Origin of the sequence: Empedobacter brevis, assembly GCF_965118635.1 — a bacterium.
GTDB lineage: Bacteria > Bacteroidota > Bacteroidia > Flavobacteriales > Weeksellaceae > Empedobacter > Empedobacter brevis_A.
On record NZ_CBCPHV010000003.1, the window covers coordinates 131,169 to 156,581 of the forward strand.

General features: G+C 33.1%; 20 protein-coding genes. 17 read left to right on the forward strand and 3 right to left on the reverse strand.

The genetic code is table 11. From position 1 onward, the window contains the following. The first annotated feature begins 7 nt into the window (after positions 1–7). From ACMHJW_RS05080 to ACMHJW_RS05140, 13 genes are all read left to right on the forward strand, one after another. Entirely contained in the window at positions 8–367 is a 360-nt protein-coding gene (locus ACMHJW_RS05080; protein WP_052217625.1) for an FtsL-like putative cell division protein, read from the forward strand. Further along, positions 345–2,327, forward strand: a complete 1,983-nt coding sequence (locus ACMHJW_RS05085) for a penicillin-binding protein (protein ID WP_413532343.1) — start codon at positions 345–347, stop codon at positions 2,325–2,327. The genes ACMHJW_RS05080 and ACMHJW_RS05085 overlap by 23 nt, the downstream gene beginning before the upstream one ends. After that, entirely contained in the window at positions 2,324–3,787 is a 1,464-nt protein-coding gene (locus ACMHJW_RS05090) for a UDP-N-acetylmuramoyl-L-alanyl-D-glutamate--2,6-diaminopimelate ligase (RefSeq protein WP_413532344.1), read from the forward strand. The genes ACMHJW_RS05085 and ACMHJW_RS05090 overlap by 4 nt, the downstream gene beginning before the upstream one ends. Before the next feature lie 3 nt (positions 3,788–3,790). Then, positions 3,791–5,032, forward strand: a complete 1,242-nt coding sequence (mraY, locus tag ACMHJW_RS05095) for a phospho-N-acetylmuramoyl-pentapeptide-transferase (RefSeq protein WP_413532345.1) — start codon at positions 3,791–3,793, stop codon at positions 5,030–5,032. Positions 5,033–5,034: 2 nt separating this feature from the next. Then, complete coding sequence (gene murD, locus ACMHJW_RS05100; protein WP_413532346.1) at positions 5,035–6,369, forward strand: UDP-N-acetylmuramoyl-L-alanine--D-glutamate ligase; 1,335 nt, start codon at positions 5,035–5,037, stop codon at positions 6,367–6,369. Between the two features lie 15 nt (positions 6,370–6,384). Continuing rightward, a complete protein-coding gene (locus ACMHJW_RS05105; RefSeq protein WP_413532347.1) occupies positions 6,385–7,584 on the forward strand; it encodes an FtsW/RodA/SpoVE family cell cycle protein in 1,200 nt (399 codons plus the stop codon). Next, positions 7,556–8,662 carry an undecaprenyldiphospho-muramoylpentapeptide beta-N-acetylglucosaminyltransferase gene (gene murG, locus ACMHJW_RS05110; RefSeq protein ID WP_413532348.1) on the forward strand — a complete coding sequence of 369 codons (1,107 nt, stop codon included), beginning with the start codon at positions 7,556–7,558 and terminating at the stop codon, positions 8,660–8,662. Before ACMHJW_RS05105 ends, murG begins: the two co-directional genes overlap by 29 nt. Next, positions 8,662–10,002 (forward strand): UDP-N-acetylmuramate--L-alanine ligase, encoded by a 1,341-nt coding sequence (gene murC / locus ACMHJW_RS05115; protein WP_413532349.1) that lies wholly within the window; start codon positions 8,662–8,664, stop codon positions 10,000–10,002. The genes murG and murC overlap by 1 nt, the downstream gene beginning before the upstream one ends. Continuing rightward, positions 9,992–10,735 (forward strand): cell division protein FtsQ/DivIB, encoded by a 744-nt coding sequence (locus ACMHJW_RS05120; protein ID WP_413532350.1) that lies wholly within the window; start codon positions 9,992–9,994, stop codon positions 10,733–10,735. Before murC ends, ACMHJW_RS05120 begins: the two co-directional genes overlap by 11 nt. Beyond that, a complete protein-coding gene (gene ftsA, locus ACMHJW_RS05125) occupies positions 10,722–12,176 on the forward strand; it encodes a cell division protein FtsA (RefSeq protein ID WP_413532351.1) in 1,455 nt (484 codons plus the stop codon). The genes ACMHJW_RS05120 and ftsA overlap by 14 nt, the downstream gene beginning before the upstream one ends. A gap of 55 nt (positions 12,177–12,231) precedes the next feature. After that, the gene (gene ftsZ, locus ACMHJW_RS05130) at positions 12,232–14,070 is read left to right on the forward strand and encodes a cell division protein FtsZ (RefSeq protein WP_413532581.1); all 1,839 of its coding nucleotides are present in this window, start codon (positions 12,232–12,234) and stop codon (positions 14,068–14,070) included. Between the two features lie 101 nt (positions 14,071–14,171). After that, a complete protein-coding gene (locus ACMHJW_RS05135; RefSeq protein ID WP_413532352.1) occupies positions 14,172–14,624 on the forward strand; it encodes a GatB/YqeY domain-containing protein in 453 nt (150 codons plus the stop codon). A 323-nt stretch (positions 14,625–14,947) separates the two neighbouring features. Next, positions 14,948–15,469 (forward strand): septal ring lytic transglycosylase RlpA family protein, encoded by a 522-nt coding sequence (locus ACMHJW_RS05140; protein WP_413532353.1) that lies wholly within the window; start codon positions 14,948–14,950, stop codon positions 15,467–15,469. Between the two features lie 138 nt (positions 15,470–15,607). Here ACMHJW_RS05140 and mqo read toward each other — a convergent pair whose 3' ends face one another. Continuing rightward, positions 15,608–17,083 (reverse strand): malate dehydrogenase (quinone), encoded by a 1,476-nt coding sequence (mqo, locus tag ACMHJW_RS05145; protein WP_413532354.1) that lies wholly within the window; start codon positions 17,081–17,083, stop codon positions 15,608–15,610. Between the two features lie 304 nt (positions 17,084–17,387). Next, positions 17,388–18,869, reverse strand: coding sequence for a hypothetical protein (locus tag ACMHJW_RS05150; protein ID WP_413532355.1), 1,482 nt, complete (start codon positions 18,867–18,869; stop codon positions 17,388–17,390). Between the two features lie 148 nt (positions 18,870–19,017). Between ACMHJW_RS05150 and ACMHJW_RS05155 the strand changes: the two genes are divergently transcribed. From ACMHJW_RS05155 to leuB, 4 genes are read left to right on the forward strand one after another with little or no spacing between them, the layout of a single operon-like run. Continuing rightward, positions 19,018–20,193: a 2-isopropylmalate synthase gene (locus tag ACMHJW_RS05155; RefSeq protein ID WP_413532356.1), complete on the forward strand. Its 1,176-nt coding sequence runs from the start codon at positions 19,018–19,020 to the stop codon at positions 20,191–20,193. Next, positions 20,190–21,575: a 3-isopropylmalate dehydratase large subunit gene (gene leuC / locus ACMHJW_RS05160; RefSeq protein WP_413532357.1), complete on the forward strand. Its 1,386-nt coding sequence runs from the start codon at positions 20,190–20,192 to the stop codon at positions 21,573–21,575. The genes ACMHJW_RS05155 and leuC overlap by 4 nt, the downstream gene beginning before the upstream one ends. Positions 21,576–21,587: 12 nt before the next feature. Beyond that, positions 21,588–22,190 carry a 3-isopropylmalate dehydratase small subunit gene (leuD, locus tag ACMHJW_RS05165; RefSeq protein WP_413532358.1) on the forward strand — a complete coding sequence of 201 codons (603 nt, stop codon included), beginning with the start codon at positions 21,588–21,590 and terminating at the stop codon, positions 22,188–22,190. Beyond that, positions 22,177–23,301, forward strand: a complete 1,125-nt coding sequence (gene leuB / locus ACMHJW_RS05170) for a 3-isopropylmalate dehydrogenase (RefSeq protein ID WP_413532359.1) — start codon at positions 22,177–22,179, stop codon at positions 23,299–23,301. Before leuD ends, leuB begins: the two co-directional genes overlap by 14 nt. Before the next feature lie 400 nt (positions 23,302–23,701). Here the strand turns inward: leuB and groL are convergent, their stop codons facing one another. Continuing rightward, positions 23,702–25,327, reverse strand: a complete 1,626-nt coding sequence (groL, locus tag ACMHJW_RS05175; protein ID WP_413532360.1) for a chaperonin GroEL — start codon at positions 25,325–25,327, stop codon at positions 23,702–23,704. Positions 25,328–25,413: the final 86 nt, after the last annotated feature.

A 25,413-nucleotide genomic window follows, 5' to 3' on the forward strand; every position in this document is an offset into this window, starting at 1 on the left:
ATAAGGAATGGCAAAAAAGAAAAAAATATTACCAGAGAAAAAAACTTTTACAGGTTTGTTAAGAGGTGAGTTTTTAATTAAAACTGGCTCAGAACAAAATTGGAAGTTTATGTTGTATTTGGTAGGTTTAGCTTTTTTGAGTATTTCAAGTTCGCATTTAGTAGATCGAAAAGTAGTTCGTATTGCTGAATTACAAGATAAAGTAGAAGATTTAAAATCTCAATATACAGATAAGCATCGCGATTTAATGCGTATGCAATTAGAAACGGAAATTTTAGAACGTACAGCTGTGTATGGTTTGAAAATTCCAGATAAACAACCTTATTATATAGTAGACAAAGTTTATGACGAAGTCAGCGAAAAATAAAAATAATATTGTCATCAAAGGATGGGTGTTTGCCGGCGCGCTTGCGATCTGGGCAATATTTATTATTGTTTTTATGTTTCGAATAAATATTGTAGAAGGAGTTGAATTAGAGCGTTTTGCGGAAAAAAACAACTTTAGGTTAGATACTGTTACAGCCGAGCGTGGAAATTTATACGCTTCGAACGGAGCTTTAATGGCTACAACTGTTACAAAACACAATGTTTATGTGGATTTAACAGTTATTAAAGATGAATTGTTTAAAACGGAAATGCACAATCTTGCCGATTCTTTAGGTAAGATGTTTACAAAATCTCCATCTTATTTTTACGATAAATTTTCTACAGAGCGTAAAAAGAAAAATCGTTACATGATGTTGGTGAAAGATTTGGATTATGAGCAATATCAACGCATCAGAAAATTTCCAATCTTCAATAAAGGTCAAAACAAAGGTGGTTTTATTCATGAAACTGAATCAAAACGAGAATTAATTGTTCAAGATATTGGTATTCGTACAATTGGTTACGATGATCAACGTGGAAAAGTTGGATTAGAAGGTGCTTATTCTGATTTATTAAGCGGTATTGAAGGTCGTCGTTGGGAGCAATTTATGGGACGTGGAAAATGGAAACCAATGAAAAGTTGGGAGCAAGAACCTCAAGCAGGTTCATCTGTTTACACAACAATAGATGCGGATTTGCAAATGGTGGCTTATGATGCTTTATACAAACAACTTTCTGAGTTTGAAGCACAACATGGAAGTGTTGTCGTGATGGAAGTTCAGACAGGAAAAATACGCGCAATTGTTAATTTGTCTCGTAAAAAGGATGGTACATATATAGATGACTATAATTATGCTGTTGGAGAAGCTGCTGAGCCAGGATCTACTTTTAAAACAGTTTCCTTACTTGCTGCAATGGATGATGGGTTTATTAATAAAAATTCAACAGTAGAAACTGGAGGAGGAAGTTATAAATTTTATGGTCGTACAATTAATGATACGCATGGATACGGAACATTGACAGTAGATGGTGTTATGAAGAAATCTTCTAACATCGGAACAGCAAAAATTATCAATAAATATTATGGAGAAAACCCAAAAGCTTTCTTCAAAAAAATGGATAAGTGGCATATGACATCGCCTCTTGGAGTTGATATTCTTGGAGAAGGAAGTCCAATTATGCATCGTCCAGATAGTAAATCTTGGAGTAATATTACGTTACCTGTAATGGGATATGGATATGGATTGCAATTAACTCCAATTCAAATCGTGACATTTTATAACGCAGTAGCAAATGATGGTAAAATGCTAAAACCATTATTCATGGATAAAATTACGCGTAAAGGTGAACCTGATAAAATATTCGAACCAGTTGTTTTAGTTGATCAATTAACATCTTTGGAAAATGTAAAACAAATGCAAGAAATGCTTCGCGGAGCAGTCGAGCAAGGAACTGGACGTATTATTAGTAATAGTAATTATGATATTGCAGGAAAAACAGGAACTGCTCGTGTAGATTATTGGAAGCGTGAAGGGAAAGGAATGCAATATCGTGCTTCTTTTGCAGGATATTTTCCAGCAGAAAAGCCAAAGTATTCTTGTATCGTAGTAGTGCATAAACCAAATACAGCGAAAGGGTTTTATGGAGGGAGTGTAACTGCTCCAGTTTTCAAGAAAATTGCCGATTGGGTCTATTCAAAAACTCCAATACCTTTGCCTAGCGATTTAGTCAAAAAGAATGTTGTAAAAGAGTTTAAAAAAGGAGATGAAATTAACGTAGGTAATTCTAAAAATATAGTGCCGAATGTAACTGGTCACACAGGACATAAAGCGATTTCTGTATTAGAAAATTTAGGATTAGATGTACAATATTCAGGAGTTGGAAGAGTGAAAAATCAATCCATTCCTGCGGGAACAAGATTTAAGAAGGGTGAGACAATTTATTTAATGTTGGAAGGATGAGAAATTTAGTTGATTTATTATATAAAGTTTCCATCTCAGAAACGATTGCTTCAACAAAAGTTGAAGTCAATAATATTCAATTTGATTCAAGAAAAGTATCAAAAGATGATGTTTTCGTCGCTGTAAATGGAGTTACAGTTGATGGACATCAGTATATAGATAAAGCAATTAGTTTAGGTGCTAAAGCAATTATTTGCGAAGTTTTGCCAGAAAACTTAGTTGAAGGAATAACATATGTAAAAGTTGAAAATTCAACAATTGCATTAGGAATTTTAGCATCAAACTTTTATGGAAATCCAACAAAAGATTTAAAACTTGTTGGTGTTACAGGAACAAATGGAAAAACAACAACGACAACATTGTTGTACGAATTGTTTACAAAGTTAGGATATGCTTGCGCATTAGTTTCGACAATTAAAATTGTGATCGATGGTGAAGTGATTCCATCTACGCATACAACGCCAGATATTTTGACATTGAACAAAATGTTTCGCGAAGCTGTGGATAGAGGATGCGAATTTGCTTTTATGGAAGTTTCTTCGCACGGAATTCATCAAAATAGAATTGCAGGTTTGCATTTCGAAGTTGCTGGATTTACAAATATCACACACGATCATTTAGATTATCACAAAACGTTTGCAAATTATCTTGCAGCAAAAAAGAAATTCTTCGACGATTTACCAAAAACGTCAACAGCAATTTCAAATGCAGATGATAAAAACGGAAAAGTGATGCTTCAGAATACAGTTGCAACAAAAAAATTGTATGCACTAAAAACTGATGCAGATTTTAAAGGGAAAATTATTGAACATCAATTTGATGGAATGCAATTAGAATTCAACGGAAAAGAATTCTGGACTTCATTAATTGGTCAGTTCAATGCATATAATTTATTATTAGTTTTCGGTGTTGCTTCGGTTTTAGGACAAGATGAATTAGAAGTTTTAAAAGCTTTGAGCACACTTGGAAATGTTGATGGTCGTTTTCAAACATTCAAAACAGAATCAGGAATTATTATAATCGTAGATTATGCACATACACCTGATGCGCTAGAAAATGTTTTAGAAACAATAGAAGGAATTCGTACCAAAAACGAAAAACTAATAACAGTTGTAGGATGCGGTGGAGATCGTGATAAAACAAAACGTCCAGAAATGGCAGATATCGCGAGCGAAAAATCTAATCTTTCTATTTTTACATCAGATAATCCAAGAACCGAAGATCCGGAAGAGATTCTTCGCGAAATGGAAGTTGGTGTGAAAGCGCAATTTTATAATCGCACCTTGAAAATTACCGATCGTAAAGAAGCTATAAAAACAGCCCTTAAAATGGCCGAACCTAAAGATATTATTTTGATTGCGGGAAAAGGTCATGAGACGTATCAAGAAATTAACGGAGTAAGAACACATTTTTCTGATGTAGAAGTTGCATCAGAATTAAGTAAAATATTGAACAAATAAAGAATGTTATACTATTTATTTGATTATTTAGAAGGTATTCATTTTCCTGGAGCACGTATGTTTCAATACACGTCTTTCAGAGCGGGAATGGCAATTTTATTGGCAATGTTCATCAGTTTGTTTTACGGAAAACGAATCATTAGTTATTTGCGTAAAGAACAAATGGGAGAAATTGTTCGAGATTTAGGTTTAAAAGGGCAAATCGAAAAAGCAGGAACGCCAACAATGGGTGGTTTAATCATCATTCTAGCAACATTGATTCCGACTTTACTTTTTGCAAGATTAGACAATATTTATATTATCATTTTGTTGGTTTCAACAATTTGGTTAGGTGTAATTGGTTTTTTAGATGATTACATAAAAGTATTTAAAAAGAACAAAGAAGGTTTAAAGGGAAAATTTAAAATTTTAGGGCAAATAGGTCTTGGAATTGTTGTTGGATTAATGCTTTATTTCAGTCCAACAGTTACCGTAAAACATCAAGAAAATAGAGTGAAAGCTTCTGTGGGAACAGAACAAACAGAATACAATCGACCAATTAAATTTGGTCCAGAAGAAAAAACGTTGGAAACAACAATGCCTTTCGTAAAAGGAAATGAATTTAACTATTCGGATATTTTATTTTGGATGGATGCGCAAGATCGACCAACATGGGCAGTTGCTGCAATTTTCATTTTTGCCGTAATTTTTATCATTACAGCAGTTTCGAATGGAGCAAATTTAACAGATGGTATAGACGGTTTAGCAGCAGGTAGTTCAGCTGTAATTATGGCTGCTATAGCTATGTTTGTCTTCGTTTCGGGAAATATCATGTTTGCAGATTATCTGAATATCATGTTTATTCCTCGTTCAGAAGAAGTATTAATTTTCTGTGGAGCATTCCTTGGAGGTTTGATAGGGTTTATTTGGTATAATACCTATCCTGCACAAGTATTCATGGGAGATACAGGAAGTTTAACAATCGGAGGTGTTATTGCTGTTTTGGCAATTATCGTTCGTAAAGAATTATTACTGCCAATTTTATGTGGAATATTTTTCGCAGAAAGTTTATCAGTAATGTTACAAGTGTCCTATTTCAAATACACGAAAAAGAAATTTGGCGAAGGGAGAAGAATATTTTTAATGTCTCCTTTGCATCATCATTTTCAAAAATTAGGTTACCATGAAAGTAAAATCGTGGTACGTGCAATTATCATCGGAATCATTTTAGCGGTAATTAGTATCATTACCTTAAAGATTAGATAAAAATGAAAAGATTAGTCGTTTTAGGAGGAGGAGAAAGTGGAGTAGGAACAGCTATTCTTGCGAAGAAAGAAAATTTTGATGTTTTTCTTTCGGACATGGGACAAATAAAAGATAAGTATAAAAAACTTTTGGAGGAGTACGGAATTGCTTATGAAGAAGGTCAGCACACAGAAGAATTAATTCTGAATGCAGATGAAGTAATGAAAAGTCCAGGTATTCCAAAAAAAGCAGCGCTAATTCAGAAATTAGAAGCGAAAGGAGTTTCAATTATTTCTGAAATTGAATTTGCATCTCGTTACACAGATGCAAAAATTATTGCGATAACAGGATCTAATGGAAAAACAACAACAACAAGTTTAATGTTCCATATCCTGAAGCAAGCTGGATTAAATGTAGGATTAGGTGGTAACATCGGAAAAAGTTTTGCAAAATCAGTAGCTGAAGACAACTTCGATTATTATGTATTAGAAGTGAGTAGTTTTCAGTTAGATGATATCAAAACAGATTTCAAACCATATGTTGCGATTTTATTAAACATCACACCAGATCATTTAGACCAATACAATTATCAATTTGATTTGTATGCAAAGTCTAAATTCAGAATTACTGAAAACCAAGATGAAAACGATTATTTTATCTACAATCTTGATGATCCAAAAACAATGGAGATGATAGATGATATTAATATTCGCGCTCATCGCAAACCGTTCACAATGATGGATGCAACAAATGAAGCATACGCAAATAATGAATTATTTCGTGTGAATGATTCGAATGGTGATTTTACAATGTTAGTGAATGATTTAGGATTAATTGGTAAACACAATGTTTCTAATTCATTAGCAGCAGCTGTTGCTGCAAAGATTATTGATATCAATAATGAGGATTTAAAAAAGAGTTTATCAGATTTTAAATCTGTTGAACATCGTTTAGAGCCTGTTTTAACAATTGGCGGAATTGATTTTATCAACGATTCTAAAGCGACAAATGTAAATGCTACATATTTTGCTTTAGAGAGTATGAGAAAACCAGTCGTTTGGATTGTTGGAGGAACTGATAAAGGAAACGATTACAATGAAGTTTTACCTTTCGTGAAAAAGAAAGTAAAAGCAATTGTTTGTTTAGGTGCTGACAACACAAAACTTGTTGAATTTTTCAGTCCATACATCGATACAATTGTTGAAACAAATAATATGAAAGATTGTGTTGCGCAATCATATAAATTAGCAACAAAAGGAGAAACCGTTCTTTTATCACCTGCTTGTGCAAGTTTTGACTTGTTCAATAGTTATGAAGATCGAGGAGATCAGTTTAAAGAAAACGTACGTAAATTATAATAACAAAACCAACCAATGTCTAACATCGTACAAAAATATTTTAAAGGCGATAAACCGCTTTGGGCTTTCATTTTATTGTTAGCACTATTTTCGTTCTTGCCAGTTTATTCAGCAAGTTCAAACTTGGTGTATACAGTAGGTTCGGGAACTATTTTTGGTCACTTAGCAAAACATGCTGGAATTTTATTAATTGGTTTATTTATCATTTATGGATTACAACGTGTCGATTACCGTTGGTTTGGTTTATTTGCTTTAACAGCGGTTGTTATACTTTCTGTAGTTTTAGCGATAACACTCGTTCAAGGGCAAACAATTGGTGGAGCAAATGCAGCACGATGGTTAACCATTCCCGGAACTGGTATTGGTATTCAGCCTTCTATGATTGCATCACAAGCATTACTTGTTTATATCGCACGTTATTTAACAAAAAACAGAGATAAAGAATATACATGGAAAAACACAGCAATTCCATTATTCTTACCAATTATTGTAATCGTAGGATTAATTTTTCCTTCTAATGGATCAACAGCATTGATGTTAGCTGGGATGTGTGGAATATTACTGATTATTGGTGGATTTCCATTCAAATATTTATTTACAATTGCTGGTGTTGGTTTGATACTTGGTGGAGGATTTGTATGGATGGCTTTATCTCGACCAGACTTAGTTACAAATTCTCGTGTGCATACATGGATGTCGCGTATAGAGAAATTTAATGATGATTCTGGATTAGAAAGTTATCAAGTTTTACATGCAAAAGCAGCAATTGCAAGAGGATTAAATGAAATGGCTGGACCAGGAAAAAGTGTTTTCAAACAAACTTTACCTCAGTCATCTTCCGATTTTATTTTCGCAATTATTGTGGAAGAATACGGAGCAATTGGAGCAATTTTATTAATAGGAATTTTTCTTTTGATATTAATTCGAATTTGTATTATTGCATCAAAAATTCATACCGTTTTTGGTACATTACTTGTATTTGCAGTCGGCTTGCCGATTATTATACAAGCAATGGTAAACATGGCGGTAGCAGTTAATTTAATTCCAGTAACTGGTCAACCTTTACCAATGATTAGTTATGGAGGAACATCCATTTGGATGACATGTATTTCGTTCGGAATTATTTTGAGTGTAAGTACCCAAATAAAATCGAAAGAAGAATTAGAACAAGATAGAAAAGTATTAAGTGAAGAATACATCGAAGACATCGCCTAAAGTTTTAATAAGCGGCGGAGGAACAGGTGGACATATTTATCCAGCCATTGCAATTGCAGACGAAATTAAAAGACGTTTGCCAAATGCACAAATTTTGTTCGTTGGAGCAGAAGGAAGAATGGAAATGGAAAAAGTGCCAAAAGTTGGTTATGCTATAAAAGGATTGCCAATTTCTGGATTTGATAGAAATAATATGAAAGCGAATTTAAAATTCCCTTTCAAATTGATAAAAAGTTTAAACCTTGCAAAAAGAATCTATAAAGATTTTCAACCAGATTTGGCAGTTGGTACAGGCGGTTATGCAAGTGGACCAATGTTGTGGGTAGCAGGAAGCAAAAATGTTCCGATTTTATTACAAGAACAAAATTCGTTTCCAGGAATTACCAACAAAATTTTGAAAAATAAAGCAAGTGCTATTTGTACAGCTTACGAAGGAATTTCACAATTTCCATTAGAAAAAGTACATTATACTGGAAATCCAATTCGTGCCGAAATTTTTCAAAATTTACCTTCAAAAGCCGAAGCAATTTCAGCTTTTGGATTAGATCCAGAAAAACCAACCATTTTATCAGTTGGTGGTTCACAAGGATCAAGAGCAATGAATAACGCTTGGTTAGAAAACCTTGACGAATTTGTTGAAAGTGGCGTTCAGTTAATTTGGCAAACAGGAAAGTTAGATTATCAAAAAATCAAAAATTTGGTTGGTGATAAATATCCAACAATCCATGTAACCGAATTTATTTACAACATGAAAGATGCATATGCAGCTTCCGATATGATTGTTTCTCGTGCAGGAGCAATGGCAATTTCGGAATTGTGTATAGTAGGAAAAGCAACTATTTTATTGCCTTTACCAACAGCTTCCGAAGATCATCAAACTAAAAATGCTCAAGCATTGGTTGATAAGCAAGCTGCAATTATGGTAAAAGATGTAGATGCAAAACAAAATTTAGTCAAAGAAGTAATTGCTTTGGCAAATAATGAAGAATTAAAAAATAAATTATCTCAAAACATTAAGCAATTAGGAAAACCGAACGCGACAAAAGAGATTGTAGATATATTATTGAATTTATTATAATGAATATTTTAGATAAAACATATTATTATTTCATCGGTGCAGGAGGAATCGGAATGAGTGCTTTGGAACGTTTCTTCAAATCAATCGGAAAAGAAGTTGTTGGGTATGACAGAACACAAACTGAACTAACGACTGAATTGATTGCTGAAGGAATTGATATTCATTTCGAAGATAACATCGAGTTAATTCCAGTAGGAGTAACTCCAGAAAATACATTGGTGATTTATACGCCAGCAGTACCAAAAGAAAATTCAGAACTTAATTATTTCTTAGTCAATGATTTTAAAGTAATGAAACGTTCTGAAGTATTAGGTGAAATTACGAAACATACATATAATATTGGAGTTGCTGGAACACACGGAAAAACAACAACTTCATCTATTTTAGGACATATTTTAAAAGTTGCAAATGTAGAATGTACAGCTTTTTTAGGTGGAATAGCAGAGAATTACAATTCGAATATCATCCTAAATGGTTCTAAATATACAGTTGCAGAAGCTGATGAGTTTGATCGTTCTTTTCTACGTCTTTCTCCAAAATTAGCGATTATCACAAGTGATGATGCAGATCATTTGGATATTTATGGAGAAAGAGATGAAGTAAAAAAATCATTTCAAGAGTTCGCATCAATTGTAGAAGACAAATTATTTGTTCACAAAGGTTTGCCTTTCGATAATGCATTTACTTACGGAGTAGATTTAGATGCAGATTATAATGCACACAATGTAAGAATTATTGATGGTTATTATGTTTTTGATGTAAAAATGCCAAATGGTTCATTGAAAGATGTTGGAATTTTATTGCCAGGACATCATAATATGGAAAATGCAATTGCAGCTTTAGCTGTTGCAGACTATATGGGAGTTCCACACGATAAAATAAAAGAAGCTTTATCTACTTTTATAGGAGTTAAAAGACGTTTTAATCGTTTCGAATCAAAAGGAAAGATTTACATCGATGATTATGCGCATCATCCAACAGAATTAAATGCTGCAATTCGTTCAGTTAGAGAATTGTATCCGGGTAAAAAAGTTTTAGGTGTTTTTCAACCTCACTTATTTACACGTACAAGAGACTTTGCAGAAGAATTTGGACAAAGTTTATCGCAGTTAGATAGTTTAATTTTATTAGATATTTATCCTGCAAGAGAGTTGCCAATCGAAGGAATTACTTCAAATTGGTTGCTAGAAAAGGTAAATTTAAATGAAAAAATAGTATCTTCATTAGAAGATAGTTTATCAAACATCAAAAAACAAGATTTTGATGTATTATTGACTGTCGGAGCAGGAAATATTGACACAATTGTTAAACCAATAAAAGAGTGGTTAAGTGAAGCGTAAATTGAAAATCATAAAAGTGATTTTTGGGGTTGCCTTATTAATCGGATTGATTAGTTTTACGGTAATTAAGAATGCTTCACGTAAAGTGGAAAAAATTGACGTGGCATTTATTCAGCCAGTTGATAATTATTTTATTAATGATGAATCGATAAGAAATATCATTAATAAAGGTGGAAAAGACATTCTGAAAAAATCTCTACGAGATGTGAATGTAAAAGAAATCGAACAAAAAGTAAGTGAGAGTCCTTTTGTGGATTCTGTACAAGTAAGTAAAGATATCAACGGACATTTACGACTTGACATAAAAGCAAACTCAGCAGTAGCAAGAATAAAGACGCTGAAAGATGAATTTTATTTGACAACAAAAGGCGAAAAAATGCCTTTATCTAAATTAAATTCAGCGGACGTAATCTTAGTTTCTGGTGATGTAAAACCGAATGAATATGAAGATTTAAGTAAATTTGTACAAGCTTTGAAAGCAGACGATTTATTAAAAAATCACATCATTGCCATTCAAAAAGTAGGACAACGTTCTTTTAATTTAATTGTAAACACAGGAAACTATTATATAGAATTAGGAACCTTAAACAACTTTGAACAAAAGTTGCACAATCTAAAATTATTCTATAATCAATATATTGATTTTATAGGAACTGAAGATTATGCAAAACTGAGCTTGAAATTTGTAAACCAAGTTGTAGCAACCAAACGTATAAAAAATGGAAAACAATAGTAAGATTGCAGTTGGCTTAGACATAGGGACTACAAAGATTGTAGCGCTTGTCGGACGAAAAAATGAAAACGGAAAAATCGAAATTCTTGGACACGGACAAGCAAAAAGCTTGGGTGTGCACAGAGGAGTTGTGAATAATATTACACAAACAATTAATTCGATAAAAGAAGCAATTGATAAGGCTGAAAGGTCATCTGGTGTTAAAATTACTGATGTTACTGTTGGTATCGCCGGACAACATATTCGTAGTTTACAACACAGTGATTATATTACACGTACTAATTCGGAAGATGTGATTGATGATAACGATTTAAAGTTATTAACAAATCAAGTTTACAAATTGGTAATGTTACCTGGAGAAGAAATTATCCATGTTCTCCCTCAAGAATTCAAGGTTGATAATGAAGGTGAAATCCGTGAACCAATAGGAATGTACGGAAGTCGTCTAGAAGCTAATTTCCATGTAGTTGTAGGACAAGTTTCATCAATTCGAAATATTGCACGTTGTGTAAAAGCTGCTGGTTTACGTTTGGCAAGTATTACTTTAGAACCAATTGCATCGTCTAGTGCTGCACTTAGCGAAGAGGAAAAAGAAGCTGGTGTTGCATTAATAGATATAGGTGGTGGAACAACGGATATTGCAATTTTCAAGGATAATATCATTCGTCATACATCTGTTATTCCATTTGGCGGAAATGTAATTACGGAAGATATCAAAGTTGGATGTTCTATTATAGGAAAACAAGCAGAAGCATTAAAAGAAAAATTTGGTTCAGCTTGGCCTGGAGAAAATAAAGAAACTGAAATTGTTTCAATCCCTGGCTTAAAAGGACGTGAAGCAAAAGAAATATCATTAAAAAGATTGTCACAAATTATTCATGCACGTGTGCAAGAAATTTTGGAACAAGTATATTTGGAATTGAAAAACTACGGTTGCGAAGATCAAAACAAAAAATTGATTGCAGGAATCGTTTTAACAGGTGGTGGATCTAAATTGAAACACATTCGACAGTTAACAGAATATGTTACTGGAATGGATGTTAGAATTGGATACTCCAACGAACATATTGTGGGAGCTAAAGCAGAAGAAATTAGTGGACCAGAATATGCAACATCTGTAGGGTTATTAATGAAAGGTTTAGAAGAATTAGCGGCGAATTATCAGCACGAAATCTATGAAAAACCAGTGATTAATAATCTTAATAACCAAGAAGAATTAGAAATAGGAATTCATACTACTCAACACAATAAGACTGAAAAAGTTGAAGTTTTGATAGAGCAGAAAGAAGTAATCCAAAAACCAAAAAGAGAAGAAATAGTAGACGAATTCTTGGACCAAGAGATTGGAGAAAAGAAAGAAGCTAAATCTAAACCAGAAAAGAAAAATTTCTTTTCAAAATGGACGGATAAATTTATCCAAATGATCAACGAAACTGAATAATAAGAATAAACTAGAATAAATTACGAACCAATTTAATAAGAAGAATATGAGTGATATGTTAACAGGAGATATTGTGTTCAACTTACCAAAGAGCCGATCTCAAGCTATCAAAGTAATCGGAGTAGGTGGTGGAGGTAGCAATGCCGTAAACTACATGTTTGAACAAGGAATTGCAGGTGTAGAATTTGTAATCTGTAATACGGACTCTCAAGCATTAGCAAATAGTCCAGTACCAACAAGAATTCAATTAGGTCAAGCTATAACAGAAGGTTTAGGAGCTGGAGCAAATCCTGAAGTAGGAGAGCAATCAGCCATCGAAAGTATGGATGACGTAAAAGCTGTTTTAGACGAAGGAACTAAAATGGTGTTCATTACTGCCGGAATGGGCGGTGGTACAGGAACAGGAGCAGCGCCAGTAATTGCTGGTATTGCAAAAGAAATGGATATCTTAACAGTTGGTATCGTTACAGCGCCATTCTTTTTCGAAGGAAGAATGAGGTTGGAACAAGCCGAAAAAGGTATTGAAAAATTAAGACAAAACGTAGATTCATTGATTGTTATCAACAATGATAAATTACGCGAATTATATGGGAATTTAGGATTCAAAAATGGATTCTCAAAAGCTGATGAGGTTTTAACAACTGCAGCAAAAGGTATTGCAGAAGTTATTACACAGCACTATGCAATGAACATCGATTTACGTGATGCGCGTACAGTACTTAAAAATTCTGGAACTGCTATCATGGGATCTGCACAAGGTTCTGGTGAAAACAAAGCGAAAGATGCAATCTCTTCTGCTTTAGATTCTCCATTGTTAAACAACAACAAAATTACAGGAGCTCGTAACGTATTGTTATTGATTTTATCTGGTAATAACGAAATTACAATGGATGAAATTGGTATCATCAACGATTATATTCAACAAGAAGCTGGTAATAGTGCAAATATTATCATGGGTATTGGTGAAGACTTAGATTTAGGAGATTCTATCTCAGTAACTGTTGTAGCAACTGGTTTTCCTACAGAAGATCAAACTTACACAGGGAAAGAAGAACAAAAAATTGTTCATACTTTAGAAGAAGAACAACCTATCAATAAAACTTTGTCTGTTGATCAACCTTTTGTAAATCGTGTAAAACCAATGACGTTAGATTTTGGACGTTCTGCTGCTCCTCAACAAGCACCACAAACGCCACAACAAAATCAAACTCCAGAGGCGCCACAAAATAATTATCGTCAAGCGAATATTAATCAAAATTTTCAACAACAATCTTATCATAATACACCAGAGCAATCTTTCGAAGAAAACAATGCGCCAAAACGTTATGTATTAGATGATATTGAAGATGAACCAGTTCAAGAAAAACGTTCTTACGATGATTTCGAACCACGTTTAAAATCTGATTTTAACAGTTCACAAGAACAAACAAATAATGTAAATAACAATCAAACATATAATTCATATTCAAATCCGGTAGCTTCAGAACAGTCTAATTATCCTCAAAATAATTATACAGGATACCAAGCTCCAAAAAACGAAGGATTTGGAGATTATGTACAATCTAATATGGCTCATTCAACTCTTCCACAAGCAGAAGAAGTGGAAATTGCAACAGATCCATTTAATCATCCAATTGAAGATTCAAATGATCCAGAATTAAATAGCATGATTGAAGAGAGAAGAAATCGTTTAAAACAATTTAATTTTAAATTTAATAATACGATGACAAATTCTCAAGTAGATGAATATGAAACAATTCCTGCTTACAAACGTCAAGGTTTAAACTTGTCTGATCGTAATGATAATCAATCATCTGATTTTTCAGTAGGAACAAATCGTAATAACGAAACACAAATTCGTCCAAACAATTTTTTACACGATAACGTAGATTAATAAACGATCACTCGTAAAAAATATTCTTATTATAGAAAAGGTTCATTGCTTTTGTAATGAGCCTTTTTTTATCTTAAATTTGTAATTTAAAAGCAAAAAAAATGAATTTAGAAACTCAAATAATGGCACAGTTAAAAGAAGCAATGAAAGCTAAAAATACTGTTGCTTTAGAAGCTTTAAGAGCTGTAAAATCTGAATTATTATTAGCGAAAACATCTGGTGCTGATGGTGAATTATCAGAAGATCAAGAAATTGCTTTATTACAAAAATTAGTAAAACAACGTAAAGAAGCTGCTGAACAATTTGAAACTAACGGACGTGCAGAATTAGCAGAAAAAGAATTGGCTCAAGCAGAAGTTATTCAACAATTTTTACCAGCACAATTATCAGACGAAGAATTAACTGCTGCAATTAAAGAAATCGTTGCAGAAGTTGGAGCTACTTCTCCAAAAGATATGGGAAAAGTAATGGGAGCTGCTTCATCTAAATTAGCTGGAAAAGCGGAAGGAAAATTGATTTCAGCTAAAGTAAAAGATATTTTAGCAAATTTATAATCGGTTTTTTAAATCGTTTAAAATTAAAAAAAGGTAAAGTTTATGAAACTTTACCTTTTTTATTTCTTTATTTAATAAATTTCTTCGAATTATATAAAATAGCTTATTGTTGTATATCAGTTAAATATCCGATTTAAATGAATAATTCCTAAAAAAATTAGCATTATCTATTTATTTTAACATTAAATTAACAAATCACTGTAAGCATCTAAACTAGCATCGCACAAGAGAATTTCAGATTAAAAATCAATTGATTAGAACAATTCTAAATAATGAGGTACTTATACCCTTAAATTTGCATCATAATCAGAAATATCTAAAGGATGACGAAAAGCATTACAGCGTTTATAGCAATGATAATGATTTTTCCAATAGCAAATGCTGATGGTAAAATTTTTAAGGATTCTGGTAGTGATAATACAATTATTGTGCCAGCTTCTGAGAAAAGATTTAGTAATGATGCTGATAATGATACAATTAAAAAAGATACATTATCAGTTGAAGATGAAAAGTTGGTTGGAGAACTTATCGAGAATAGTGCTCGAAAAATCTCTACAGGAGTTGTTTCTTGGTATGGGGACAAATTCCACGGACGCAAGACAGCTAGTGGTGAAACGTATGATAAATACGAACTAACAGCTGCCCATAAGTCTTTACCATTTGGTACGAAAGTAAAAGTTACGAATATCAGAAATGGTAAATCTGTTGTTGTAGAAATTAACGACAGAGGTCCATATGCTAAATCTAGAGTTTTAGACTTAAGTCAAGCTGCATTCAGCGAAATTGGTCACACTAACACAGGAGTGATGCAAGTTGAATACGAAATTTTAAAAAGCGAAGACTAACAAAAAGTTTAGGATGTTCAGAAAAAATTAAAAGGTTTGAGATATTTCTCAAACCTTTTTTTATGTCATAATTATTGGGTTAAAAAAAATCCTGATAAATGAATATCAGGATTATAATATAATAATGTAAGAAAAATCTTAATCTAAAATTTTAAGCACTTTAGTTGTGCGTGCTCTTGAAGCTTCAATTAGTTCAGGTTTTGCTAAATCTTCACCATAAGAAGGAATCATCGCTTTAATAGCTTCGTTCCAGTTATTTTTCATTAATTCTGGAAAACATTGTTTCATTAAACTTAGCATTGCACTAACAGAAGTAGATGCTCCTGGAGAAGCTCCTAATAAGGCTGACATTGATCCATCTTGAGATACAACGATTTCAGTACCAAATCTTAAAACTCCTTTTCCGTCTTGTTTTTCGATAACTTGCACACGTTGACCAGCTGTTTGTTCGAACCAATCATCTATTTTTGCTTCTGGAAAGTATTCTTGTAATGCTTCGACTTTTTTAGCTTTGGATAACATAACTTGTTGTACTAAATATTTTGTCAAATCTATATTATTCAATCCACAATTCATCAAAAATCCTACGTTTCCAAAATTTACTGATTTGAATAAATCGCAATGAGAACCGTATTTTAGGAATTTTGTAGAAAATGTTGCAAATGGTCCGAATAATAAAGATTGTTTTCCATCAATAACACGTGTATCTAAGTGAGGAACAGACATTGGTGGTGCACCAAGTTTCGCTTTTCCGTATACTTTCGCATGATGTTTATTGATGACTTCTTCGTTTTGGCAAATTAACCATTGTCCACCAACAGGGAAACCTCCAAATTTTTTAGATTCTGGAATACCAGATTTTTGTAACAATAAAATTGCTCCTCCACCTGCACCAACAAATACGAAATCAGCATTAACGGCTTTATTATTTCCAGATTTTAAATCTTTTACTTTAACTGCCCATTTTCCATTGCTAAGACGAGTTAAGTCTTTTACTTCGTGTTCAGTTTCAAGTGTAATTTCATTTTTATCTAGTAAACCTTTGAAAATTTGACGAGTTAATTCACCAAAATTTACATCAGTTCCCAAATTCATATGCGTTGCAGCAACCTTTTCATGTCCTTTTCTACCATCCACAATTAATGGCGCCCATTCTTTGATTTTTGAGACATCTTCAGAAAACTCCATTCCTTTAAATAGAGGATGTTGAGAAAGTTTTTCATAACGTTTTTTCAAGAAGTTTACATCATCATCTCCCCAAACAAAAGACATGTGTGGAGTAGGACGTAAAAATTTTTCTGGCGAAGAAACATAATTATTTTCAACTAAGTAAGACCAAAACTCTTTAGAAGTTTCAAATTGTTTTGCAATCTCAATCGCTTTATCAATATTTACAACTCCATTTTTGTCCATAGGAGTGTAATTTAATTCACAAAAAGCTGAGTGTCCTGTTCCAGCATTATTGAAAGCATCAGAACTTTCAAACCCAATTTTATCTAATTTTTCGAAAACAGAAATCTTAATATTTGGATTTATCTTTTTAAGAAGTATGCTAAGTGTGGCACTCATTATTCCAGCACCAACTAGAACTACTTCTTGAGGTTGTTTTTCCATTTCTAAAAAAAATATTAACGTTGTAAAGGTATTAATAAATAGGCTTTTTTGCGAAATAATATGTAGGAAAAAGAATGATTTATTGCATAAATTCTTTTAACCACGATAATTTGTTGATTATTATTTTATAGAGATTTATTAAACTTTCGATTTCCGAATACTTTCTATACTGTCTGTTTGTGATAAAACTGCTTCAAAAGCTTTTTTATTAACAACTGTATTTTAAAATACTTAGCTAGATTTACTTGTAAAGATACAATAAGCATCAAAAAGTTTGAAATTATTTTGTTGAGAAGTATTTAGCTTAAATTTTATCTTCCATCCAACGACTAAGATTAATGTAATTGGTATTTCTTCTCAATAAATTTTGTTGATCAGAATCTTTTAGAAAATTGTATAATTCACGGAAAGCTTTCACTTTTTCATGCGGATAAAGATCATTCAATTCTATAAAAAACAAACTAATTTTTCGTGTAATAATGTTACTGTTTTTCATCTTTTTACAGAATTTATGCGTTTTGTACGAATACATATCCAATTCCTGATCGTTTCCAGAATCGTATAAATTCATCATAATCAAAACCAATGTATAAAAATATAAATCTTCCTGAATTATAGCTTCACTCTTGATTATTTTTTGACAATATTCCAACGAATTATTCCAATCTTTATTAAGAAAATAATAAGCTGCAATTTTCAGATAAAGCACCAAAATATGATGATTGTCTATTTTGTGTTGATGAAGTTTTATTTCGCGTAAAATATCTTTAATTAAAAAAGGACTAATATTTTCTTTCGGATTGATAAAAAAGTAATTCAGTTTACTATTGAATTTGTTGATAAACCAAAGCGCTTCTACATTATCATTTTGTGGTAAAATATCATAAATAGATTCTAGTTTATCGAACCATAATTTGAATTCAGACGAATTCTTTTTCAAATACAAAATCTTCAATAAATAAGTATTTCCTTTTATAAACCAAACAGGATGACTAAGAATACGTTCTCTTTTTTCATAAAACAATTCAACCCATTTCTTCGAAAAATCATAAGCTGTATCAAGGTTTTGTGTTAGCATAGATAACCAAACATTTGCTTTGTAAAACCACAGTTTTTCTTTGAATTCCAATTGTTTTAAATCAATATTTTTCGTTTCCGAATCAAAAAAATCTTGAATTTTTTTTATTTCATCTTCATCTTTTGCATAACCATTTTCGAGTAAAATACTATATAATTTCAGCGATAAATTAGATAATTTACTTGCTTGTAAATTCTGTAAACTTAACTTCTCTGATTGTTCAATTAACTGATCTGCACGTCCTGAAATGCTTCGTGTAATAAATTGAGATTCAATAATCTTTTCTAATTCAAGAATGTCGTATGCAATTGTTTTTTCATCAAAATCTAAGGCTTGTGTTTTCGCTTTATCCAACATTTTTAAACTTTGCTTATGCAAACCTTTTTGATATAGAATTGTAGCAAAATCAAATTGTTCACGTATTTGCATACGTGTATTTTGTTGAGAAGGATTCATTCTTAAGCTGAATAAAATTTGTTTGTACAAATGTGCCTTTAGATTAGATAATTGCTGCTTAGTTGTAATCTTCTTCTTTAAAATAATCGTTTCATCATACTCATCCAATTTGTCTAATAAATCAAAAAGCAATAGAAATTTTGCATCTGCATTAATCTGCAAACGATTTACATAAAGCTTGAATTGACGTTTCTCCGAACGATTAAGTGATTTTATTAAACTAAAAAGAGAATCTTTATTATGATTTGACATTGTAATGAAAATAGATTTAAAGTGTTTAAAAACAGCAATATAGTGTATTTAAAATCTTTTTGAAAATTGTAAAATAAACTTTTAATAAGAAATTTAAAGTTAGCATAATTTTAATTTTATGTCACAATAATAATCAAAACAAATTGCTATGAGTGCTGAAAAGATTCAAATTTTTGATACGACATTAAGAGACGGAGAACAAGTCCCAGGATGTAAGTTGAACAAAAAACAAAAGTTAGAAATTGCTGCGAGATTAGATGAATTAGGAGTTGATGTTATAGAAGCTGGTTTTCCTATTTCTAGCCCAGGAGATTTTGATGCGGTAGATTCTATTTCGAAATTAGTGAAAAACGCAACTGTTTGTGGTTTAACTCGTGCAAATAAAAAAGATATTGAATCTGCTGCTAAAGCCTTGCAACATGCAATTAAACCAAGAATTCATACCGGAATTGGAACTTCGGATTCACATATTATTCACAAATTCAATTCGAATCGTGAAGCAATTATCGAACGCGCAATAGAAGCTGTTGCTTATGCAAAAACTTTTGTAAACGATGTTGAGTTTTATGCAGAAGATGCCGGAAGAACAGACAACGCTTTTTTAGCACAAGTTTGCGAAGAAGTTATCAAAGCTGGAGCAACAGTTCTTAATATTCCTGATACAACGGGATATTGTTTGCCTTTTGAATATGGAAATAAAATTAAATACTTAAAAGATAATGTTCAAGGGATAGATAATGTTATTATTTCTTGTCATAATCATAACGATTTAGGTTTGGCAACAGCAAATGCAGTTGCTGGTGCAATAAATGGTGCAAGACAAATTGAATGTACAATTAACGGAATTGGAGAGCGTGCAGGTAATACAGCATTAGAAGAAATTGTGATGATTTTTAGACAACACAAAGAACTTAATTTTTATACAGATATCAATGCGCAAATGTTAACAGAATTAAGTCAGTTAACTTCCGAAACAATGGGAATGATGGTGCAACCAAATAAAGCAATTGTAGGTTCAAATGCTTTTGCGCATAGTTCAGGAATTCACCAAGATGGCGTGATAAAGAACCGTGAAACCTACGAAATTATCAATCCAGCAGATGTTGGGGTGAATGAATCTTCTATTATTCTTACAGCTCGCAGTGGACGTTCGGCATTGGCTTATCGTCTAAAAGATATCGGTTTCGATACATCTAAGAATGAGTTAGACATTTTATATGAACAATTTTTAGCAATTGCAGATGAAAAGAAAGAAGTAGTACGCGAAGATTTACTTGGGTTAATGCATCAGTTTAACCAAACAACACAACGAAAATTTGCATGAGAACATTATTTGATAAAGTATGGGATGCCCATGTTGTGAGCCAAGTAGAAAACGGTCCACAAGTTATTTATATTGACAAACATTTAATTCACGAAGTAACAAGTCCACAGGCTTTTGCAGAGTTAGAAGCGAGAAATATTCCAGTTTTTCGTCCAGATCAAATTGTTGCAACAGCAGATCACAATGTACCAACAATCAACCAAGATCAGCCAATTCGTGATCCATTATCAAAACAACAGTTAGAACAATTAGCAATTAATTGCGAAAAAAATAAGATTGCTTTCTATGGTTTAGGTCATCCATATCAGGGAATTGTTCACATTATAGCGCCAGAATTGGGTGTTACGCAACCAGGAATGACAATGGTTTGTGGGGATAGCCACACATCTACGCACGGTGCTTTTGGTACGATTGCTTTCGGGATTGGAACAAGTCAAGTTGCTCAGGTTTTTGCAAGCCAGTGTTTGTTGATGAACAAACCAAAGTCAATGCGAATAAAAGTCAATGGAAAACTGAATCCTAATGTTCAACCAAAAGATGTTATTCTATACATTATTTCTAAAGTTGGTACCAATGCAGGAACGGGATATTTCTGTGAATATGCAGGCGATGTTTTCGAGAATATGTCGATGGAAGGTCGAATGACTGTTTGCAATATGTCGATTGAAATGGGAGCGCGTGGCGGAATGATTGCTCCAGACCAAACAACTTTCGACTATTTGAAAGACAAACCATTTGCTCCAAAAGGTGAAGAATGGGAACAAAAAGTAGCTTATTGGAAAACTTTGCCAAGTGACGAAGATGCAATTTTTGATGAAGAAATAGAGTTTGATGCAGCAGATATTTATCCAATGATTACGTTTGGTACTAATCCAGGAATGGGAATTTCGGTGAAAGACATCATTCCTTCTAAGGATTCATTAAGCGAGAATGAAAAAGAATCATTCGAAAAAGCATTAAAATATATGGGCTTTCAAGACAATCAATCTATTATAAATCATCCAATAGATTATGTATTTATCGGAAGTTGTACCAATGCGAGAATAGAAGATCTGCGTGAAGTGGCAAATTATGTCAAAGGAAAACAACGCAATGAAAATGTAACAGCTTGGATTGTTCCAGGCTCTAAACAAGTAGAAAAGCAAGCAATAGAGGAAGGTTTGGATAAGATTTTTCAAGCATCGGGCTTCAAATTGCGCGAACCTGGTTGCTCGGCTTGTTTAGCGATGAACGAAGATAAAGTTCCGGAAGGGAAATATTGCGTTTCGACTTCGAACAGAAACTTCGAAGGTCGTCAAGGTCCAAATTCAAGAACATTATTAGCAAGTCCTTTGATTGCTGCCGCTGCTGCAATTCATGGTAAAATTGTTGACATCAATTAAAATTAACTCAAAATGGATTCAATTAATCAACTAAAATCATCGGCTGTTCCGATTAAAATAGAAAACATAGATACCGATCAAATTATACCAGCTCGTTTCCTGAAAGTAATTAGTAGAGAAGGTTTCGGAAACAATCTATTCAGAGATTGGCGCTTTAATCAAGACAATCAAATCATTGAGAATTTCCCACTTAATAACTCAAACTATTCCGGTAAAATACTAGTTGCAGGTAAAAACTTTGGCTGTGGTAGTAGCCGCGAACACGCAGCTTGGGCAATTAAAGATTATGGATTCGATGTTGTGATTAGCAGCTATTTTGCAGATATATTCATGGGAAATGCCTTGAATAACGGTATTTTACCAATTGTTGTTACGGACGAAATCCTAAATCAAATCTTTGATATTATCGACCAAGAACCAACAACAGCGTTTGAAGTCGATTTAGAACATCAAACTTTAAAGATTCAAGATCAAATCATCAGCTTTGAAGTTGATTCCTATAAAAAGATATGTTTATTAAATGGATATGATGACATTGATTTTTTAATCAGTCAAAAAGAAAAAATAGAAGCATACGAACAAAACCATAAACCTTTACAATATGAAGACGTATAAGATTGCAGTACTTTCTGGCGACGGAATAGGGCCAGAAGTTGTTTCGGAAACTATAAAAGTTCTGAAAGTAGTAGAACAACTTTTTAAATATAATTTCGAGTTTGAAGAAGCTTTGATTGGTGCAATTGCGATTGACGAAACAGGAAATCCTTTGCCCGAAACAACCTTGCAATTATGTAAAGAGGCAGATGCTGTTTTGTTTGGATCCATCGGAGATCCCAAGTATGACAATAATCCGAACGCTAAAGTTCGTCCCGAACAAGGTTTGTTAAAGCTGAGAAAGGAACTTGGTTTATTTGCAAATATCCGCCCAATCAAGGCTTACGAATCTTTGTTGGGGAAGAGCCCGCTAAAGCGTTCGCACATCGAAGGTACAGATATGGTTATCTTTCGCGAGTTGATTAATGGTATATATTTCGGTGAAAAATTTACAGCAGAAGACGGTTCTTATGCTTACGATACCTGTTCTTACAACAGAAAAGACATTGAGCAAATTACACATTTAGCTTTTCAGGAAGCAATGAAACGCCGTAAAAAAGTAACCTTAGTAGACAAAGCAAATGTACTAGATACGTCTCGTTTGTGGCGAAAAGTAGTGATGGATATTAGCCAAGACTACCCAGAAGTTGAGCTAGATTACCTGTTTGTAGATAATGCGGCAATGCAGCTAATTATCAACCCAAAACAATTTGATGTGCTATTGACAGAGAATATGTTTGGCGATATTATCTCGGACGAAGGCAGTGTAATAGGAGGAAGTATAGGTTTGTTGCCTTCTGCTTCGGTTGGTGCAGACAATGCGTTGTTCGAACCTATTCATGGTTCGTATCCGCAGGCAAAGGGAAAAGGAATTGCCAATCCTATGGCGTCTATTCTTAGTGCCGCAATGATGTTGCGTTATCTAGGGTTAGATGCAGGAGCAAATGCTATAGAAGATGCGGTAGAAAACGCAATTAATAATTTGATTGTAACGTCAGATTTAGATGAAACAAGTGATTATTCGACATCTGTTGTGGCAAATTACATCGCAAAGATATTATTGAGCGATCACGATCATCATTCGTATTTCAACTTTGAGAACGTATTGTTGGGAAAATCGACGATTATATAGTTTTTTATTATTTATGACTTAATGGAAAAGCCATTCAGACTTCTGAATGGCTTTTTCGCTTTCTTTCTATTCGTTAATACGTATCTTTTTATCGAAAGTTAGTTTCAAGATAAATAGAATTAAAGGGGATTTAATCTAACTATTAAGCAAGATGAAAGTTTATCTTAATTACTTAAGAAATAACTTAAAACTATTGATTTTTAATAAGTTAGTAATGTTTTGATGTTATTCTAATTATCAACGAAATAAAACCTCCTTAGTAGTGAGAGAAAACCTGCGCGGCTTTTTATTGTTAACTACTTATGAGTTATTTTGATTGAGGTGATAATAATGAAAAAACCTTGTCAAGGTCTAATGACTTTGACAAGGCTTTCTATATCTTGATAAGTTGATGATTAGATTACATCATACCTGGCATTCCGCCTCCCATAGGTGGCATAGCTGGCTCATCTTTCTTAATTTCTGTAACAACTGCCTCAGTAGTGATTAACATACCAGCAACAGATGCAGCGTTTTCTAATGCTACACGAGCAACTTTAGTAGGGTCAATAACCCCAGCTTCAATCATGTTTACATACTCATCTGTTTTTGCATTGTAACCGAAATCACCTGTTCCTTCTTTTACTTTTGCAACAACTACAGAACCTTCTCCACCTGCGTTGTGAACGATTTGGCGTAATGGTTCTTCTACAGCACGCGTTACAATCTTAACACCTGTAGCTTCGTCTGTATTCGTAGTCTCGATTGCTAAGTTAGTTAATGCTCTAACAAAAGCAACACCACCACCAGCAACGATACCTTCTTCTACAGCAGCACGAGTTGCATGTAAAGCATCATCTACACGGTCTTTAATTTCTTTCATCTCAACTTCAGAAGCAGCACCAACGTATAATACAGCAACACCTCCAGCTAATTTAGCTAAACGTTCTTGTAATTTTTCGCGGTCATAATCAGAAGTTGTCGTTTCGATTTGAGCTTTGATTTGGTTAACACGAGTTTTGATTTGCTCTGGATCTCCAGCACCGTTAACAATTGTTGTATTGTCTTTGTCGATAACAACTCTTTCTGCAGTACCTAACATTTCTAATGTAGCAGTCTCTAAAGTGATTCCTTGCTCTTCAGAAATAACTGTACCACCTGTTAAGATTGCGATATCTTGTAACATTGCTTTACGACGATCTCCGAATCCTGGTGCTTTAACAGCAGCGATTTTTAAAGATCCTCTTAAGCGGTTAACAACTAAAGTAGCTAATGCTTGTCCTTCTACTTCTTCAGAGATAATTAAGAATGGACGTCCAGATTGAGCAACTGGCTCTAATAAAGGTAAGATTTCTTGTAGGTTAGAGATTTTTTTCTCACATAATAAAATGTAAGGGTTCTCTAATTCCGCAATCATTTTGTCTGCGTTTGTTACGAAGTATGGAGATTGATATCCACGATCGAATTGCATTCCTTCTACAACGTCAACATATGTTTCAGTTCCTTTTGCTTCTTCAACAGTGATAACACCTTCTTTACCTACTTTTGAAAAAGCTTCTGCGATTAATGCTCCAATTGTATCATCATTGTTAGCAGAGATAGAAGCAACTTGTTTGATTTTTTCTGAAGAATCACCAACTTCTTGTGATTGGTCTTTTAAGTTTGCTACAATTCCAGCAACAGCTTTGTCAATACCACGTTTCAAATCCATTGGGTTTGCACCTGCAGCAACGTTTTTTAAACCTTCGCGAACGATAGCTTGTGCTAAAACTGTAGCAGTAGTTGTACCATCACCAGCAACGTCATTTGTTTTAGAAGCAACTTCTTTCACCATTTGTGCACCTAAGTTTTCGATTGGATCTTCCAATTCGATTTCTTTAGCAACAGAAACCCCATCTTTAGTTACATGTGGAGCTCCGAAAGATTTTTCTAAAACTACGTTACGACCTTTTGGTCCTAATGTTACTTTAACTGCATTTGCTAATGCATCAACACCTCTTTTTAAAGCGTCTCTTGATTCAATATCGAATTTAATATCTTTTGCCATTTTATTTATGTTTTGATGTCTTAAGCCTTAAGTCTTAAGGCGAATATGATTAAAAATTAAAAAAATAAGTTACTTTGTATTTGATA